Here is a 16,875-nt window from a genome sequence, read left to right on the forward strand (position 1 = left end):
TTTCTAACAACATAAATAACTATATATAGAATTATTAACCAAGGTGCCAGAGATGGCTGAAAAGGGAATCCGGTGTGAACCCGGAACTGTCCCCGCAACTGTAAATGTGACGAAATGAGAAAACCACTGTATAGCTCTCTATACGGGAAGGACTCAAAGTAGGATGATCATGAGTCAGGAGACCTGCCTGGTTTTTTCAAGTTTCTTATTCTTCGGGGATTGAGATGATGAAACGATAGTGTAACGGCTATTTTTTCATGGCTCTTTTATCCTATCGTTTGATCCGCTCAATTTATTGGGCGGTTTTTTTTTATTCGCGTACATTTAAGAGGAGGAACATTTATGACTCAAACATATAACCCTACCATAAAAAATGACACAGAAACAAATTCAACCCAGCTGGACATGTTATCCAAGGATTTCGAAGGCCGTCTTGATATGGAAAAGTTCAAAAAGCGTTTTACTAAATGGCTCGATCGAAAAGGTGATGCTTCAGAAGAACAAACATCGAAAAAGTTGATCCAGCTTGCACTTGAAAGTGTCGATATCGATGCCCCAGACTGGACATTCGTCGCCGCAAGGGAACTATTGAATACCATGTATCGTGATGCCCAAAAGAACCGGGGCTATGAAGGCCGGAACTATGGACCTTTCTATGAATTGATTCAAGAACTCTCTCAGCAGCATGAAGGCCAACGTTACCCTGTTTATAAAGCAGAGCTTCTCGACTCCTACACAAAAACGGAAATCGAAGAATTGGGTTCGGTCATCGATCCGGAAAAAGATAAACTATTTTCATATATCGGAATCTATCTTTTGAATGATCGCTACTTGGCCCGTCCAAAAAAAGACAAGGTCTATGAACTTCCCCAGGAGCGCTTCATGATCATTGCCATGGAAATCATGAGACTGGAAAAAACGGAACACCGACTGCAGCTTGTTAAAGAAGCCTACTGGGCAATGTCGAACCTATATATGACGGTAGCGACCCCTACCCTCTCAAATGCCGGAAAGACACACGGGCAATTGAGCTCATGCTTCATCGATGCAATCGAGGATTCCATCGACGGAATTTATCAATCAAACTATGATGCCGCAAAAGTTTCCAAGTTCGGGGGCGGCGTTGGTCTATATGTCGGGAAAATCCGTTCGCTTGGTTCTGATATCCGCGGTTTTTCCGGTAACAGTTCAGGCACGACTCCCTGGATTCGCCTCTTTAACCAAACGGCCGTCAGCGTCGATCAATTGGGGCAACGTAAAGGCGCAATCGCCATCTATCTGGATGCGTGGCATAAGGACATCCTGAGCTTCCTTGACTTGAAGACGCAAAACGGCGACGACCGCTTAAAGGCGCATGACATCTTCACGGGCGTCTGCATCCCCGATTTATTCATGGAAGCCGTGCGTGACCGGAAAGATTGGTATCTCTTCGACCCGCATACCGTGAAGCAAACCCTTGGGTTCTCCCTCGAAGATTTTTATGACGAGAAAAAAGGGGAAGGCAGTTTCAGGGACCATTACGCCCTTTCTGTAGAGGCGGCGGAGAATGGCATACTTCCAGGCTATAGTTTCGAGAAAATCAAAGCGATGGACATTATGAAAGGCATCATGATTTCACAATTAGAAGAAGGCGTACCCTATATGTTCTACCGGGACGAAGTGAACAGAAAGAACCCGAACAAGCATAAAGGGATGATCTATTGTTCTAACCTTTGTACGGAAATCGCCCAGAACTTAAGCCCTTCAACGATCACCGACGAATATGAAACGGAAGATGGCGATGTCGTCGTAGTTCGCAAAAGCGGGGATTTCGTTGTCTGTAACCTTTCTTCCATCAACCTGCCTCGCGCGGTGAACAGCGATGTATTGGAGAGACTGATCCCGATTCAGATCCGCATGCTCGATAACGTCATTGACGTGAATACCTTACCGGTCAAGCAAGCTTCCATTTCGAATAAGCGCTACCGCTCCATCGGCTTAGGAACTTTCGGGTGGCATCATTTACTAGCGACGCAAAATATCTACTGGGAGTCCGATGAAGCCGTTAAGTACGCCGATACCTTATATGAGAAAATCGCTTATTTAACCATTAAAGCATCCAATGAATTGGCCAAGGAAAAAGGAGCCTACCCATACTTCGAAGGGTCCGATTGGCAAACGGGGGAGTATTTCGACCTTCGTGACTATAGAGATCCAAAATGGTTGGAATTAAAAGAAGAAGTGCAGCAGTATGGTACACGAAACGGCTATTTAATGGCAATCGCCCCCAATTCATCGACTGCCAAAATCGGTCATTCCACGGATGGCGTCGACCCGTTATATGAAATCGAGTTTTATGAAGAAAAGAAAAACTTCAAATTTAAAGTGACAGCGCCTGGATTGACGCCCACTACGTATGAATACTATAAAAAAACGCGCTTCCATTTGGACCAAAAGGAAAGCATCAGGCAAAATGCAGCACGTCAACGTCATATCGACCAAGCCATCAGCTTCAACCTGTATGTTCAAAACACAATCAAGGCTAAATTGTTATTGGACATCCACCTAACAGCATGGGAAAGCGGATTGAAATCGACTTATTATCTTCGTTCTACTTCATCCGAATACGACAATGCCTGTGAGAGCTGCTCCAGTTAACGAGTGGGAATGGAATTTACTTTATTGAAGGAGATTTTACAGATGACAAACCATATCAAGAAAATCAGGATGCTCGAACCAACCCATCCTACCAAGGCAACCGGCGTTTTCAAAGGAGAAGCTTCAGGCTTTCTCCTTTGGAACGACATTCAGTATGAAAAATTCTATGATACGTATACACAGCTCATCAACAATTTTTGGAAGCCATCGAGTGTGAACATGATTCAGGATAAAAAGCAGTGGGGTGAATTGGATGAGGATATCCAGGACGCTTTCCTCGACATCCTCACGATGATTGCCGGGATGGACAGCCTGCAGACACCGACTTTAGTGGAAATCCTTCGATACATCAAGGATCCGGCAGCAAAGGCGATCCTCGCCAACATGGCCCAGCAGGAATCCATTCATAATGAATCGTATTCTTACATCCTTGCTTCCTTGATTCCTGTCGGCAAGCAAAAACAGCTTTTTGACCGGATCAAAGAACACCCGGAAGTGATCAAGCGGAACCAACCGATCGTGGATGCCTACCAAACATTTGTGGACGATCCTAGCCCTCAGCACTTATTCGAGGCGCTCATCCATTCCACGAACCTTGAAGGGATCTATTTTTACCTGGCTTTCGCCTTCTACTACAATCTGGGCCGTCAAAACCTGATGACCGGTTCGGCAACGATGATTTCCTATATTCATCGCGATGAAATGGTCCATTTCGATTTCATTGGCATGCTTGTACAAATTTTAATGTATGAATATCCGGAACTGAATAATGAAGACAATACGAAGTTCATCTATACGACGATTGAAAAGGCCGTCGAGCTTGAAAAGGAATGGTCCGAATATATGCTTGAGGATATCCAAACGAAAGCAGATCTCGATTTGGACGAGTTCAACGAGTATATTGAATATATCGCCAACAAACGATTACGCATGCTTGGACTTGAAAACTTGTATCAAGAGTATAGCGAGAACCCGATGCCCTGGATCAAAACGTTCGACGATGAATCCATCGGGCTGACTAAGACCGACTTCTTCGAGCAAAAATCAAGGACCTATAGCCAAGTAAATGCAAGCAACGGGTTCGATGAGCTTTAAAACCGCCATCGTCCATCATTCGGCAGGCGGCAATACAAAGGTGCTTGCTGAAGTCCTTGCATCCCTTTTGCCCGAAGCAGAGCTATTTCGGGTTCTTGAATTTGATATACGTACAGTGCATGAGTATGATTCGTTGATTGTCGGTACTTATACTTGGGGAAATGGCGAGCTTCCTGCCAGAATGTCCGCCTTCTATTCGGAGCTAGAGCAAATGCCGATTTCCCACCTGAAAACAGGAGTCTTCGGAACGGGTGAAACCAATTACAATCATTTTTGCGGAGCCGTCGACCAATTTCGGGACATGCTATTTGCCAAGAGCCAATTGGTCGCTACATTGAAAATCGAACAAATGTATCAAGAAGCTGACCTACCCAGGATAAAAAAGTTCGCCTCTCTATTTACAAACTAACAAACTCCCAAGCTTGTAAATACAAAATAAAAAGACCCCAAATTGGGGTCTTTATTAACATTCAATTATTTTTGAACGTTAGCAGCTTGTGGTCCACGAGCGCCTTGCTCGATTTCGAAAGAAACTTCTTGGCCTTCTTCAAGTGTTTTGAAACCTTCACCTTGAATAGCTGAGAAATGTACGAATACGTCGTCTTGTCCTTCAACTTCGATGAAACCGAAACCTTTTTCTGCGTTGAACCATTTTACTTTACCTTGTACCATGTTAGTTCCTCCTGTGTTTGGAAAAAATCCATTTTTATACTATTTTTGGTTCTGGATAATGTCTCAAGAGGAACCCTAAAACGGTAAATCCTTCTATCAAACAACTTATTCCGAACAAAAATAATTACCCATATTATATCATGGGTAATTAACTGAAAACAATATTAATGGGAGTAATTTTGCCGACAAATTATCCTAAAATTCTACATTTTTCTTTTTTTACTTTGACGGAATCCTTCATCCAATAGGTAGCGCTCCGCTTCGATCGGACTTTCGAAACACTCCTCTAAGTTCGGTCCTGAGTATACGTTCCAAAGCTGATCTTCTCTAACAAGCGAAAGCTCCTGCTTTTCACGGCCAATCCAAGTTCCCTCCAACCTAGCGAACTCATCGTCCGCCTCCTCTTCTTGCATAACAGGAGGTTCGGATAAATAGGATAGGGCAGTTTTGATCAATGCTTTTAATTCCTCTTCGGAATAGTCACGTATATTGATGAATCCTTTGCGGTCTGTTTCCTTCTTTTTCAAATGCCCTGCGTATACGAAGCCATTGCCATTCGGATGCAGGTGCTGTACGACAATTTTCTTCTCCTGAACACTGCCGGGAAAATGGAAATTGACGCGTCCTAGTGAAACATCTTTCCGTTCTAATTCCGGGAAAGTTTCAATGATACTTAATTTTTCTTCAAATGTTAACAAATTTCTTCCTCATTTCATTAGTTCATCTTGTTTGTCGATTATAACACAAGAAACCATCATTCTGTTTACCTACTTCTATTATAATGGATTATAAGGAGATGATTTACGCATGATGATGAATATTCCAGAATTACGCTCCATCCATGGACAACAACTGTTTTCCCTTCAAAAAAAAGCCTATGCAGTGGAAGCGGAATTGGTTGGGTTTGACGAAATACCTCCATTGGTAGAAACGTTTGACCAATTCTTACGCTGCAAAGAAGCATTTATCGGTTTTTTTGTTGACGATACGGTTGCCGGGGCCATTTCCTATAAAAGTGAAAATGGACTGATAGAGATTTGCCGATTGGTCGTACACCCAGATCATTTCCGAAAAGGCATTGCACAGGCCCTTCTTACCCACCTACAACTGACGATTCCATGGAAGAAGCTATCCGTTTCGACCGGTACCTTGAACATGCCTGCACGTAAACTGTATGAAAAAAATGGCTTTATACATAAGAAAGACGTAGAAGTCGCACCTCAATTTTTCATTAGTTTATACGAAAAGTAATCATTTTATGTACGTCACGATGAAAAGCATAATGAAAGAGATGGCGATGATCACACCGACCCATAGCCAAGCTAGAGTCATATTCCCTGAATCCATGGCTATATATATCGCGGTCGGTATCGTCTGGGTCTGTCCCGGGATGTTACCAGCAAACATGAGTGTCGCCCCAAATTCCCCCAAGGCTCGTGCTGAACTCAATATCGCTCCGGTCAGGATGGATTTGCCGGCTAATGGAAGGGATACATACCAGAATAACTTCCATTCACCCGCTCCATCCACTCTCGCGGCATTTTCTATTTCTTCATCTATGCCCTCAAAACCCGTTTTGGCCGATTGGTACATAAGCGGGAAGGCTACAACGGTAGAAGCAATAACCGCCGCCCACCAGGTGAACATGATTGGTTGGCTAAACACCTTCTCGATGACTTGACCTAGCGTTCCGTTTTTACCGAAAAACACGATCAGTAAAAACCCGACGACGGAAGGCGGCAATACAAGGGGCAGCAAAAACACGGTTTCCAGGATGACCCTTCCTCTGAAGCGCTTTTTGGCCATGATGCGGGCAAGCATGATTCCTATAATAAAGACGAGGATTCCCGAGATTCCGGCTATCTGAACGGACAGTCTGACAGGTGACCAAAAGTCCGCGGTCATGATCCTTGCCCCACAGTCGACATCATCAATGAAGGAAAACGCAACAGTTGCTCTTCTAAGAAATAGTTTTCCTTAGCTAAAAACGGCTCAGCCACCCTCATCCTATTCCCCGGATTTCCTTCAGATGCAGGCACTCCCGATATTTTAAACATCCACATTCGAATTCTCCCTTTTCCAAAAAAACTTTTAAGTTTATTTTTCTTGACATATTGCTGACACATACAAACGTTAAAGTAAGAGTATAACAAATACAAAATAATTTTAACCCATAAACCGAAAAAGCAAAAACCCAAAAAAAACCTATAAAAAATATGAAACCCTAAGGGAGTCGATTTTAATGGTTACAATTTATACTACACCAAGCAGTTTAGCATGTCGTAAGGCAAAAGCTTGGCTTCAAAAAAATGAAATTTCCTACAATGAACGGAACTTATATTCTCAACCTTTATCTATAGAAGAAATCAAAGCGATTTTACGTAAAACGGAAGGCGGTACAGATGAAATCATCTCAACCCGTTCCAAAAAATTCAAAAGCTTGAATATCGATATAAACAATACCCCACTTAACGACCTTTGTACGCTCATTCAAGCAAATCCAGATTTATTACGTCGCCCGATCATTTTTGATCATAAGAATTTGCATGCTGGCTATAATGAAGAAGAAATGGGCCGCTTCCTTCCAAGAAAAGTCCGTCACATTCAATTGTGGCGTGCCATCAGCCAACTCGCCTAATCAACTATACCTGACAAAAGGGTTGTCCACTAGAAATGGACAACCCTTTTTTTGTTATACCCGCGCTGATTTCTCTACTGTAATGGTAAAAATCGTCCCTTGTTCATTGCTTTCTTTCAACACGAGGTCTCCCTTTTGTGCTTTAGCAAGCATCTTGCTGAAGGGAAGGCCCAATCCTAATCCACGCACTTTCAGTTTTTTGTTTTCGCCCCGATAAAAGGGTTCGAACACATACTGTTGTTCATGTTGCGGAATGCCGCGTCCACTATCCTTCACGTCGATTCCTATTCGGGAATCTTCCAGATCATAGAGACCTATCTCGATTTGACCATTGCCATCCAGGGAATGCTTCGCATTGTTCAACAGATTTATGATAATTTGCTGCATCCGCAGTGAATCAATCTGCCCATGAATCGGTTCATCGGGAACCTGCACATTCAGGGTGAAGTTCTGATCCTCCTGGGTAATCTGCCAACGATAAGCGATCTCCTGAATGAATGTATTTAGATTTTCTCTTTCCAATCGAATTTTAAAGGCACCGGCCGACATTGCATTATAATCCAGCAAATCCTCGATCATCACCTGTAGGCGTTGAGTTTCCTTCAAGGATATATCAAGAAATTCCTTACTTTGCTCGCCAGTAACCACGTCATCCCTTACCGCTTGAATCAACCCGCTAATGGATGTGACCGGTGTTTTCAGGTCATGGGTGACACCAGCAAGCAATTCGGCCCGTAATTTCTCCATGAGTTTCAACCGGTTTGTCATTTCCTTGAAGGATTCCACGAGTTCGTATATCTCTTCTTCGCGTATCTCCTCTTCTTCTTTAAAATGGATATCATAGTTGCCTTCCCGCACTTGGACAGCAGCGTTAGCCACATCTTGGATGGGTCTCGATATCTTTCTTGAAAGAAAATAAATGACGCCCGTCCCAAGGCATAGCAAACCTCCTATCAGGAATGCAAGCAAACCGTGATCCTGGTTGACTTCCTTTAATGCCCCTTCTTCCTGGGCAATGACGACCCACCCCTTTGTCTCGCCTTCAAATGTGATCGGCGACTTGACGACAAATACCTTGTTTTCGGAAATCTTGACCTTCTGGATCAATTCCTGACTATCCATGATGGCGTGAGGAAGCTTACTATTATCTTCATTAAGATATAATTGAGGCATCGTATAGATGATACTGCCATCAGGATCAACGATATAAATGATCGGTTGCTTATTGAGCTGAAGGATTTTTTCCCTTTCTTCCACGATTTCGGAAAGGATGGGACCGACGACAATTTGGCCATTCTCCTTCATTGCCCGGTCGGACGTTTCATCCGCTAAATACTTAAGCAGGCTCAGCCTATATTCCAGGGCCGTTTTTTCCATCCACCATAAGGAAAAGACAGATAATAGCAATAAGCCCGAAATCAACGTCAATACATATCTTTTTGTCCAATAGAGCTGCAAGGTAGTCCGTTTCCTAGTTTTCATAGACACTCAATTGATACCCCAATCCACGCAACGTTTTAATTTCCCCTTCAGATGATGGCCAGGCATCGAGGGCTTTCCTGATTCGTTTGATGGCCAAATCCACGGCACGGTCACTTCCGTCATAGTCTATGCCCCACACCTGATCGAGGAGTTGCTCTCTCGTGAAAATATGATTGGGGTGCTTCGCGAAAAAAATGAGCAATGACAAGTCACGGGGCGTCAAGCTGATTTCCTCCCCTTTTAAGTGCACCGCATAGGCCTTGTTATCAATGGCCAAGCTGCCAAATTGATGTACATGTTTTTCTTCGACGACAGGTGTCGAGCTCCTCCTTAAAACGGCATGCACCCGGGCCATCACTTCTTCCGCCACAAAGGGCTTGGAAATATAATCATCCGCTCCCGACTTAAAGCCGGATAGGCGGTAATCCACATCATTCAATGCCGTCAGCATGATCACGGGACACATATCCTTCTCCCTGATTTCTTTCAAGATGTCCCAGCCCTCTTTACCAGGCAGCATCACATCAAGTAGAACCAGATCGGGGTTCGTTTCTTCGAAGGTCGGAATAGCCTTGAGTCCATCGAAAACTTGTACGACTTCCATCCCTTCACGCTGTAAATATGCTTTCAACACCATCGAAATGGCAATTTCATCTTCAACGACTAGAATTTTTTTCATAAAGGAATTCCTCCTTCTTAAATTATAGTTGAATCATATTGCATTATCCAACCTAACTGTGCATCAGTCTTTTATCCCCCATCATATCCCCTTAATGTGTCAGGAATATGTTCATCTAATCATTCCTCGACATTTTTGGACACTTCTCGGTTTCATCCGAAATACGACACATCAAAAAAGCCGGCTTCATCGATGAGCCGGCCTTGTTTCAATTACATGTCTCATGCGGGTTCGGGCACCCCACATCCTGTTTTTCCACTTGGATCGTGCTATGTTCAATCCCATGTCGGTCATGAAGCAGTTTTTGGGCAACAGCAAGGGTTGAATCGTGGTCTCCACCAGCATCAATGACGACATGACAGCTTAACGAGAGAAATCCGGAGGTAATCGTCCAGATATGGAGGTCATGGACATCCGATACATGCGGCAATTCCTTCAAATTCTCTTTCACTTCTTCCATGTCGATTCGTTCTGGTGTGCCTTCCATTAGAATATGGAAAGAATCGCGCACCACTCTATACCCACTTATAACTATTAGAATTGCGACAATCATACTCGCGATGGGGTCCGCCATTCCCCAATCGAAAAAGTAAATCAATAGTGCTGCCACAATGGCGCCCACTGAACCGAGCATATCGCCGATTACATGTAAAAAAGCACTCCGTACATTCAGGTTCTCTTCTTTATCGCCACTCATTAGAATCCATGCGGCAATGATATTCACAAACAAGCCAATGATTGAAATCATTAGCATTCCCAAACTTTGAACCTCAGGCGGATCTACAAACCTCCGAATCGCCTCTACGAAAATGAATACCGAGATTACGATTAACGTCAAACCATTTAAACAAGCGGCAATGATTTCGAAACGCTTGTATCCAAAGGAATTGGATTGGGTCGCCTTTCGCTCGCCTAGCCTAATCGCTGCATAACTGAGCCCCAAAGCCGCTGCATCGCTCAGCATATGCCCTGCATCCGATAGCAAGGCCAGACTATTCGTCATGAACCCTCCAATCACTTCGATTACCATGAATGTCGAGATCAGCACAAACGACGCCAGCAGAGCTTTTTTATTATCTGAATGATGATGGTGGTGTCCGTGGTCATGGGAGTGACCCTCATGATGTCCCATGATTTCCCCTCCTCTCGTATCTATAACCTTATATATAGTATGGGATAATTTCAGAATGGTTTCAAATGATTGACTTACCCATTTAAAGCGTAAAAGGTACGGGAGGGCAAAAATAAACACTGCAGGCGATGTCCTACAGTGTCCTAACAAGCTATCCTTCATTTTGCATGGTATCATCGACGATCGCACGCAGGTCCTTATTGAATAATTCATCATTGCAGACGAGGCTATGTTGCTGCTCTGCATTTTCGGGATCTTGAAGATGACGGTTCTGTTCCGAATCCTTCATGGGACTCTCCTCCTCGAATATGTAACAGTTTGACTTTTATCATATCCTCAGGAAGATGTTTTATGCTTGGATCTATATCATCTGATTTCCATGAAAGGCACGTATAATGAATTCATGCTCCGGGACCTGTAACTTTTTGTAGGACGAAAGAAAGGCAGCATTATCATACGACGCATTTCCCAGATGAACCTGAATGCCGTTGTCCTCGATGGTAACCACGGCATACCGTGCAATTGGTTCACTATTGCACCCAAGCGATCCGGGATTCAGGAAAATCGTTTGGTCGTTTTGAAAGTGATGAAGAGGATGATGATGCCCAAATCCTATCAAATCTTCTGACCGATTTCTAAAAAGGGCCTCCAAGTTAGCTAAATTGGGTTCAACGATCTTGCTGAAGGGATTTTCACTGATGTGTGCATTCCTCTTTTCCTTTTCCATATGATAATGGGTGAAGAAAAGAGTGCGGTCATGAACCGGAACCTCCAGGGTGCGAGGCAGTTTTTCCAGGAGCGGTACGAATAGTGGGTCCATCCTTTTCGCAATCCATTCATGGTGCTCTTTAACATGGACATGTCCCGTTGGATGTTCCTCCCCTTTAACAATGGCCAATACGGCTTCATCATGATTTCCACTGATCATCGTTAGGTCATCTCTCGAAAATAACAAATCCAAGACGTCATTGGTATCGGGTCCTATTGCGATCATATCCCCCAAACAATAGATTCGCTCCACTTCATTTCTATCATCAATTTCCTTAAGAACGGCTTTCAATGCCGAAGCATTGCCATGTATATCTGTCATAATCGCAACTTTCACGGAGAAGACCAGCCCCCTTCTATATATGTGGTATATTATAACATCTTTAAAATCCAGGAAAAATTATTCGGGCTCATCTCCCCCTGTCTACCCACGCCCATTTTTAATGAATAAGCAAACACTTCGGCCTAGAATACATAGTATGGAGTATTCCCAGTAAAGATGTTTTGCTAGGTATGTAAATCATAAATGTTATGAGGAGGAAGTTAAATGGGTGGTTATAATAATAATGGATGTAACAATGGATGCAATGATGGGTGCGGTGGCGGAGGTTTCGATAACGGCTTTGCCTTATTGATCGTATTGTTCATCTTACTAGTCATCATTGGTTGTAGCTGGGGCTTCGGCGGCGGCGGAGGTTATGGCGGCGGAGGTTACGGCGGATGCTGCTAACAAACTAAATAAAACAAGGCGCCTATACCAGGCGCCTTCTTTGTTATTGATTCGTTTTTCTTTTCTTTGCTTTGAAGAACAGCCAAATGACGATCAGGACGATTGGGATGAGCAAGAAATTCGCGTATTGCGCGAAAATCGCTCCAGCTTGCTCCCATTGCGGCCCTAACTTATATCCTAGATATACATAAATCGTGGTCACGGGAAGCATCGCCAAGTATGTATAAAGCATGAATTTCCAGATATTCATTTTCAAAATACCACAAGGTAATGAAATGGCCGTACGGATTCCGGGAACAAATCTTCCGAAAAAGGCAATTCCCGCTCCATACTTATCGAAGAAGTACTCAGCCTTGTTCAGCTGTTCCTCTTTCACCAAGAAGTACTTCCCAAACTTCATTACTAGCGGCCTTCCCCCATACTTTCCTAGGGCGTAAAGTGTCAATGGACCCGTTACCCCACCAATTGAACCAGCCAGTATCGTCAAGACTAAATTCCATTCACCTTGATATACCCAATAGCCGGCAAGCGGCAGAACGACTTCAGCTGGGATGAATTCAAATGTTAACGCAAGCAACACCCCGAAATAAGATAAAGATTTAAACGCTTCGATCATATCCATGATCAAAGATTCCATAGAGGTTTCCCCCTTTCTGACAATTACATATAAAAAAGGATGCCCCCGCTGTTCACGGGCACCCTTTGTTTGCTAAAAGGACAGTTACCGGTATCTATCGTGTGGATTTTATACCTATTACACATTTTTTCATACCGTAATCCTATAACAACGGTTCATAAAGAGTCAACGTTTTATTACCGGGATATTTTTCTAGTACCGTTGGAAGATAGTCTCTTCCCTGCATTCATCGCTACTTATACCTATACTAGTCTACACTATATAGATTTTTCATTTCACCCTTTCCGCAAAAACAACGAAAGAAGGCGATCCAAATATAGGAGAATCACCTTCTTTCCACTTCATATAATATTGTAATATTAGATGTGCAATTCGATTTCCCTACTATTTTAGCCACGTTCCCCGCGCCTGTTTCCTGATTTCGCCCTTATCATAGACTAGCTTTCCCTTGTTGAAGGTGGCGGTTATTTGACAGGGGAAGGTGTGGCCCATATAGACACTTTGCTTATGCTTGGCATAAAAATTGTCCCTACTGACTGTATAGTTTTGACTCAGGGAAATAACAGCAAGATCCGCATCCATTCCTTCCTTGATTTGTCCCTTCCTTGAAGAAAGTCCAAATCGCTCAGCAGGTGCTGCCGCTATCCAATCAGCCACTTTCGGTAAAGGAATATCGTATGTAATGGCCAGTTCGATCATCGATAGTAAGGAAAACTGCCCGCCACTTATTCCACCCCATGCCTCGAACAGGTTATGCACCGCAGGATCCTTCATTTCATAAGGACTTGGGGAGTGATCTGATGAAATCATGTCAAACCTTCCTTCTATTAATAAAGCAATTAACTTTTCCTGTTCGTCCCTCTCACGAAGTGGAGGTGCGCATTTTGCTACCGACCCTTTCTCGATGAGTGTAGCTTGATTGAATAGTAGATAGTGAGGACAGGTTTCGACCGTTACATCCAGGCCACGTCGCTTGGCCCGTTCTATCTTTTCTATCGCCAATGCACTGCTGATGTGGACAAAATGCAGTCGGCATCCTGTCAATTCTGCATATGTAATGGCTCGTTCGACTGCCTCTGCTTCTGCTAATACGGGACGAGTCGCCGCATAGTCGTCAGCGCTGTATAATCCTTGCTCCTCTTTCACTTGCTTCAACCAGCGAGTAATTGAATCACTTTCGGCATGCAGTGCCAAGATCTTATCCAACTTGGCGATTTCCCGCATACCATGAAGCAGAGTTAAATCATCCGCCCGTTCAAACTCATCATTGCCCGTCGCAGAAAGAAAGGCCTTAAAACCAATGACCCCTGATTTAGCTAGCCCTTCCAATTCATCTATATTTCCGGGTACCAAACCACCCCATAAACCAAAATCGACAACCGACTTCGCTTCACCGATTTTCGCCTTCTCAAGAAGCGCCAGTTGATCAATCGTGGAAGGGATCCCATTCAATGGCATGTCAAAATAGGTCGTGCATCCGCCTGCTGCCATCATCTGCGAACCGGTTTCAAACCCTTCCCAATGGGCACGTCCCGGCTCACTGAAATGGACATGAACATCAATCATTCCAGGAAAAACATAATGTTCCGATGCTTCATATTCTTCGAGCCCTTTATCATCGATCAGATTGCCAATCTCGGCAATCCTGCCATCCCGGATGGCAACATCGGCTTTTTTCACTTCTTCAGGCAATACCACGTAGCCATTACGGATAATGAGTTCGTATGTGGACATCTTGTTCACTCCTTCAAATCGTTTGGCAAAAGATAAAGGAAGTCACCTTCCCGTTATGATTTCACCCCGATCGGTTTTCCCGATTCCCCTACGTATATGTCGAGTGCAGCCTGCAAAGCTTCTCCCCGATTTACTTCGAACCCTTGGCGTAAAAGGACCGCTTCCAAAGAAGCCAGCACAAAGAGAATATTCTCTTTCCGACAACTGAATCCCATCGTTCCAATTCTCCAAATCTTACCGTGAAGGGGACCGAACGAGGATGCGATTTCGATACTAAATTCATTCAATAGCATCGACCGGACTTGCTCTCCATCCACCCCTTCTGGAATTTCAACACAAGTTACGCATGGTAATTTATTTTTCCCATCCCCAAATAACGTAAGTCCCATCGCCTCGATGCCAGCAACAAGTGCAGCCTCATGATGCCTATGGCGGGCAAATCGCTGTTCCAATCCTTCTTCGAGCACAAGGCGTAGTCCTTCACGTAATGCATAAATCATCGAAGTTGCTTCTGTATGGTGGTTCAAACGACGTGGCCCCCAATAATCCTGCAGCATGCCCAAATCGAAATAATTGGAGGGAATGGGACGATGGCTAGAAATACGTTGACGATCTTCTTCTGTTTCAATCCCCCGTTCCACCTTTTTACGGGACTGAATGATTTTTTCGATTCTTTCATTATATGTGATCGGCGCCATACCCGAAGGAACGGACAAGCATTTTTGCGTACCTCCTATCAACCCATCAATATACCATTCATCCACCTTTACCTCCGTTCCTCCAATCGACGCAACCGCATCGACGACAAGCAAAACATCTTGCTCCCGACAGGCCTTACCGATTTCCGCTAACGGCTGCATGCATCCTGTAGACGTTTCCCCGTGAACTATTGCCGTTATTTTCGGGGATACTTTCTTGATTTCCGCAATGACATCCGCTGGATCAAAAACCTCCCCCCATGGACATTCAATCGTATGCACTTCCGCTCCATATCGCTCACAAATTTCAACCAGCAAATGACCGAACCGCCCAAAAATGGGAACCAAGACCTTATCGCCAGGCTCAATAATGCTGCATAGTATCGCTTCATTTCCAGATCGGGATGTCCCGTCGATTGGAAAAGCCCAGTGATTGCTCGTCTGGAATACGAGACGAAGCATTTCCATTACTTCATTCATAATATTCGTAAATGCAGGATCAAACTGCCCTAATATCGGAGTGCTCATCGCCCGTAAAACCCGGGGGTCCACCTCCACGGGCCCTGGAGTCATGATGGTCCTGACCGGTGTGCATAATTCTTTATATGCCATTTAATCTTCCCCCTTTAATAGGCTAATTTATATAATAGGTCGCTTAACACATCGATTCCCTTTTCTAAGTCCTGAATGTTCGTAAATTCTCTCGGCGAATGGCTGATTCCATCCCGACTTGGAACGAAGAGCAAGCATGTCGGACAAATCGAACCAAACACCTGTGCATCATGCCCCGCACCGCTAATGATATCTTGATAAGGAATCTTATGATTTTCGGTAATTTCCCGAACCAAGGAATTCATCTCTGTACTTAATTCAACCGGCACGACATCCATCCACTGTGCAACTTCCAACTGTATCTCGTTACCATCCGCATGAGATTGGAAGGTAGAGAAAATCTCCCGACAAAACGAATTAAGGACATCTTCTTGGTGATGCCTGATATCTAAACTAAATGCCACTTCACCAGCCACGACGTTCGGAACGTTTGGAAACACATCCACTTTACCGACCGTCGCCACTAAATGAGGGTCCATTTCTTTGGCCTTACTCGTTAAAAAAGAAATGTATTCCGAAGCTGCACTGACTGCATCCCTTCGATCATGCATCGGGGTGGTGCCTGCATGATTACTTTCACCAAGAACCCTAATCGTATAGCGACGCTGCCCAACAATATGACTGACGACCCCGATCGTCTTTTGATTTTTTTCTAAGATACTTCCCTGTTCAATATGAATCTCGACGAATCCCTCAATATCATCACGGACTGGCGTTATATATGTATCAGGGTCAAAACCTGCTTCCTTCATGGCTTTCAAAAATGGATACCCCTCTGAATCCATCAGCCCTTTCACTTGGTCCAGACCATACACCCCTTGGATATTCCTCGATCCCCAGAATGTCAAGGGGAAACGGCTCCCTTCTTCTTCACAAAAGGAAACGACTTCGATCGTTTTCCGGGGAGGCCCATAGGTTTGATGCAACCTTTGTACCGCTAGAAAACTAGCGATGACCCCAAATGCACCATCATACTTCCCTCCTTCGACAACCGTATCAATATGAGACCCCGTCAGGATTGTTTTACTTCCGGGATTCGTCCCTTCCAATCTTCCAAACAAGTTACCTACGCTATCAAAATGCGTCCGTAAACCCACTTTTTCCATTTCCATTTTCAATGCTCGCTGGGCCTGCACCCATGCCTTGGAATATAATAACCGAGTTACTCCCTGCTTCTCCGTTAACCCGTAAGAAGCCAACCATTCAATCATAGAAGCAACATCATCTTTTTCATAAAGAGATTCCTTGATTTGCATGGCCATCACGTTTACCTCCTCTTATTCAGCCCTATTGTATGTTATGAATCTTCACAAATTATGTTATATGGATTATTTTACTTGCTTACATGATGAACTTCATTG

Annotated in this window: 19 protein-coding genes and 1 riboswitch; of the genes, 6 read left to right on the top strand and 13 right to left on the bottom strand. The window is 44.0% G+C overall.

Annotated features, from left to right (window positions below; translation table 11 throughout):
• Positions 1 to 23 precede the first annotated feature (23 nt).
• Positions 24 to 205, top strand: a riboswitch (cobalamin riboswitch).
• A 137-nt stretch (positions 206 to 342) separates the two neighbouring features.
• The 3 genes from ACQKL0_RS13000 to ACQKL0_RS13010 are packed head-to-tail and all read left to right on the top strand — an operon-like array spanning position 343 to position 4,141.
• Positions 343 to 2,637, top strand: a complete 2,295-nt coding sequence (locus tag ACQKL0_RS13000; protein ID WP_427687986.1) for a ribonucleoside-diphosphate reductase subunit alpha — start codon at positions 343 to 345, stop codon at positions 2,635 to 2,637.
• A 42-nt stretch (positions 2,638 to 2,679) separates the two neighbouring features.
• Positions 2,680 to 3,732: a ribonucleotide-diphosphate reductase subunit beta gene (locus ACQKL0_RS13005; protein ID WP_427687988.1), complete on the top strand. Its 1,053-nt coding sequence runs from the start codon at positions 2,680 to 2,682 to the stop codon at positions 3,730 to 3,732.
• Positions 3,704 to 4,141: a flavodoxin domain-containing protein gene (locus ACQKL0_RS13010; protein ID WP_427687990.1), complete on the top strand. Its 438-nt coding sequence runs from the start codon at positions 3,704 to 3,706 to the stop codon at positions 4,139 to 4,141. Before ACQKL0_RS13005 ends, ACQKL0_RS13010 begins: the two co-directional genes overlap by 29 nt.
• Positions 4,142 to 4,206: 65 nt before the next feature.
• Here ACQKL0_RS13010 and ACQKL0_RS13015 read toward each other — a convergent pair whose 3' ends face one another.
• Positions 4,207 to 4,404, bottom strand: coding sequence for a cold-shock protein (locus ACQKL0_RS13015; RefSeq protein WP_028393295.1), 198 nt, complete (start codon positions 4,402 to 4,404; stop codon positions 4,207 to 4,209).
• A gap of 203 nt (positions 4,405 to 4,607) precedes the next feature.
• Positions 4,608 to 5,102 carry a hypothetical protein gene (locus ACQKL0_RS13020; RefSeq protein WP_402867609.1) on the bottom strand — a complete coding sequence of 165 codons (495 nt, stop codon included), beginning with the start codon at positions 5,100 to 5,102 and terminating at the stop codon, positions 4,608 to 4,610.
• Positions 5,103 to 5,211: 109 nt separating this feature from the next.
• Here ACQKL0_RS13020 and ACQKL0_RS13025 point away from each other — a divergent pair, with 109 nt between their 5' ends.
• Entirely contained in the window at positions 5,212 to 5,655 is a 444-nt protein-coding gene (locus tag ACQKL0_RS13025) for a GNAT family N-acetyltransferase (protein WP_407407825.1), read from the top strand.
• On the opposite strand, the gene modB is transcribed toward ACQKL0_RS13025, so the two are convergent.
• Together modB and ACQKL0_RS13035 are read right to left on the bottom strand one after the other, a co-directional pair.
• Positions 5,656 to 6,309 carry a molybdate ABC transporter permease subunit gene (gene modB / locus ACQKL0_RS13030; RefSeq protein WP_402867607.1) on the bottom strand — a complete coding sequence of 218 codons (654 nt, stop codon included), beginning with the start codon at positions 6,307 to 6,309 and terminating at the stop codon, positions 5,656 to 5,658.
• Positions 6,306 to 6,467: a hypothetical protein gene (locus ACQKL0_RS13035; protein ID WP_402867606.1), complete on the bottom strand. Its 162-nt coding sequence runs from the start codon at positions 6,465 to 6,467 to the stop codon at positions 6,306 to 6,308. The genes modB and ACQKL0_RS13035 overlap by 4 nt, the downstream gene beginning before the upstream one ends.
• 179 nt (positions 6,468 to 6,646) lie before the next feature.
• On the opposite strand from ACQKL0_RS13035, the gene spx reads away from it, so the two are divergent.
• Positions 6,647 to 7,042 carry a transcriptional regulator Spx gene (gene spx, locus ACQKL0_RS13040; RefSeq protein ID WP_402867605.1) on the top strand — a complete coding sequence of 132 codons (396 nt, stop codon included), beginning with the start codon at positions 6,647 to 6,649 and terminating at the stop codon, positions 7,040 to 7,042.
• A gap of 54 nt (positions 7,043 to 7,096) precedes the next feature.
• On the opposite strand, the gene ACQKL0_RS13045 is transcribed toward spx, so the two are convergent.
• The 5 genes from ACQKL0_RS13045 to ACQKL0_RS13065 all read right to left on the bottom strand — a co-directional run bounded on the left by ACQKL0_RS13045 (position 7,097) and on the right by ACQKL0_RS13065 (position 11,440).
• Complete coding sequence (locus tag ACQKL0_RS13045; protein ID WP_402868516.1) at positions 7,097 to 8,524, bottom strand: HAMP domain-containing sensor histidine kinase; 1,428 nt, start codon at positions 8,522 to 8,524, stop codon at positions 7,097 to 7,099.
• On the bottom strand, positions 8,514 to 9,203 hold the full coding sequence (locus ACQKL0_RS13050) for a response regulator transcription factor (protein WP_427687992.1): 690 nt from the start codon (positions 9,201 to 9,203) through the stop codon (positions 8,514 to 8,516). Before ACQKL0_RS13050 ends, ACQKL0_RS13045 begins: the two co-directional genes overlap by 11 nt.
• A gap of 208 nt (positions 9,204 to 9,411) precedes the next feature.
• On the bottom strand, positions 9,412 to 10,335 hold the full coding sequence (locus tag ACQKL0_RS13055) for a cation diffusion facilitator family transporter (RefSeq protein WP_402867603.1): 924 nt from the start codon (positions 10,333 to 10,335) through the stop codon (positions 9,412 to 9,414).
• A 151-nt stretch (positions 10,336 to 10,486) separates the two neighbouring features.
• Positions 10,487 to 10,624, bottom strand: a complete 138-nt coding sequence (locus ACQKL0_RS13060) for a hypothetical protein (RefSeq protein WP_402867602.1) — start codon at positions 10,622 to 10,624, stop codon at positions 10,487 to 10,489.
• Positions 10,625 to 10,696: 72 nt separating this feature from the next.
• Positions 10,697 to 11,440 (bottom strand): metallophosphoesterase family protein, encoded by a 744-nt coding sequence (locus tag ACQKL0_RS13065; RefSeq protein WP_427687994.1) that lies wholly within the window; start codon positions 11,438 to 11,440, stop codon positions 10,697 to 10,699.
• A 210-nt stretch (positions 11,441 to 11,650) separates the two neighbouring features.
• Between ACQKL0_RS13065 and ACQKL0_RS13070 the strand changes: the two genes are divergently transcribed.
• Positions 11,651 to 11,833 (top strand): YjcZ family sporulation protein, encoded by a 183-nt coding sequence (locus tag ACQKL0_RS13070; RefSeq protein WP_402955491.1) that lies wholly within the window; start codon positions 11,651 to 11,653, stop codon positions 11,831 to 11,833.
• Between the two features lie 43 nt (positions 11,834 to 11,876).
• Here ACQKL0_RS13070 and ACQKL0_RS13075 read toward each other — a convergent pair whose 3' ends face one another.
• The 4 genes from ACQKL0_RS13075 to allC form a co-directional block, all read right to left on the bottom strand.
• A complete protein-coding gene (locus ACQKL0_RS13075) occupies positions 11,877 to 12,470 on the bottom strand; it encodes a DedA family protein (RefSeq protein WP_402955488.1) in 594 nt (197 codons plus the stop codon).
• A 384-nt stretch (positions 12,471 to 12,854) separates the two neighbouring features.
• Positions 12,855 to 14,204 (bottom strand): allantoinase, encoded by a 1,350-nt coding sequence (locus ACQKL0_RS13080; RefSeq protein WP_427687996.1) that lies wholly within the window; start codon positions 14,202 to 14,204, stop codon positions 12,855 to 12,857.
• A gap of 53 nt (positions 14,205 to 14,257) precedes the next feature.
• On the bottom strand, positions 14,258 to 15,514 hold the full coding sequence (locus ACQKL0_RS13085; RefSeq protein ID WP_427592122.1) for a pyridoxal-phosphate-dependent aminotransferase family protein: 1,257 nt from the start codon (positions 15,512 to 15,514) through the stop codon (positions 14,258 to 14,260).
• Positions 15,515 to 15,528: 14 nt separating this feature from the next.
• Positions 15,529 to 16,776, bottom strand: a complete 1,248-nt coding sequence (allC, locus tag ACQKL0_RS13090; protein WP_427651183.1) for an allantoate deiminase — start codon at positions 16,774 to 16,776, stop codon at positions 15,529 to 15,531.
• Positions 16,777 to 16,875 lie beyond the last annotated feature (99 nt).

Source organism: Peribacillus sp. NPDC097264, from assembly GCF_050277925.1.
Lineage (GTDB): Bacteria > Bacillota > Bacilli > Bacillales > DSM-1321 > Peribacillus.

Excerpts from the sequence above, each read along its gene's own strand:
- ACQKL0_RS13000 (WP_427687986.1), top strand. The coding sequence starts at position 343 with ATGACTCAAACATATAACCCTACCATAAAAAATGACACAGAAACAAAT.
- ACQKL0_RS13005 (WP_427687988.1), top strand. The coding sequence starts at position 2,680 with ATGACAAACCATATCAAGAAAATCAGGATGCTCGAACCAACCCATCCT.
- ACQKL0_RS13010 (WP_427687990.1), top strand. The coding sequence starts at position 3,704 with ATGCAAGCAACGGGTTCGATGAGCTTTAAAACCGCCATCGTCCATCAT.
- ACQKL0_RS13015 (WP_028393295.1), bottom strand. The coding sequence starts at position 4,404 with ATGGTACAAGGTAAAGTAAAATGGTTCAACGCAGAAAAAGGTTTCGGT.
- ACQKL0_RS13025 (WP_407407825.1), top strand. The coding sequence starts at position 5,212 with ATGATGATGAATATTCCAGAATTACGCTCCATCCATGGACAACAACTG.
- modB (WP_402867607.1), bottom strand. The coding sequence starts at position 6,309 with ATGACCGCGGACTTTTGGTCACCTGTCAGACTGTCCGTTCAGATAGCC.
- ACQKL0_RS13035 (WP_402867606.1), bottom strand. The coding sequence starts at position 6,467 with ATGTGGATGTTTAAAATATCGGGAGTGCCTGCATCTGAAGGAAATCCG.
- spx (WP_402867605.1), top strand. The coding sequence starts at position 6,647 with ATGGTTACAATTTATACTACACCAAGCAGTTTAGCATGTCGTAAGGCA.
- ACQKL0_RS13045 (WP_402868516.1), bottom strand. The coding sequence starts at position 8,524 with ATGAAAACTAGGAAACGGACTACCTTGCAGCTCTATTGGACAAAAAGA.
- ACQKL0_RS13050 (WP_427687992.1), bottom strand. The coding sequence starts at position 9,203 with ATGAAAAAAATTCTAGTCGTTGAAGATGAAATTGCCATTTCGATGGTG.
- ACQKL0_RS13055 (WP_402867603.1), bottom strand. The coding sequence starts at position 10,335 with ATGGGACATCATGAGGGTCACTCCCATGACCACGGACACCACCATCAT.
- ACQKL0_RS13060 (WP_402867602.1), bottom strand. The coding sequence starts at position 10,624 with ATGAAGGATTCGGAACAGAACCGTCATCTTCAAGATCCCGAAAATGCA.
- ACQKL0_RS13070 (WP_402955491.1), top strand. The coding sequence starts at position 11,651 with ATGGGTGGTTATAATAATAATGGATGTAACAATGGATGCAATGATGGG.
- ACQKL0_RS13075 (WP_402955488.1), bottom strand. The coding sequence starts at position 12,470 with ATGGAATCTTTGATCATGGATATGATCGAAGCGTTTAAATCTTTATCT.
- ACQKL0_RS13080 (WP_427687996.1), bottom strand. The coding sequence starts at position 14,204 with ATGTCCACATACGAACTCATTATCCGTAATGGCTACGTGGTATTGCCT.
- ACQKL0_RS13085 (WP_427592122.1), bottom strand. The coding sequence starts at position 15,514 with ATGGCATATAAAGAATTATGCACACCGGTCAGGACCATCATGACTCCA.
- allC (WP_427651183.1), bottom strand. The coding sequence starts at position 16,776 with ATGGCCATGCAAATCAAGGAATCTCTTTATGAAAAAGATGATGTTGCT.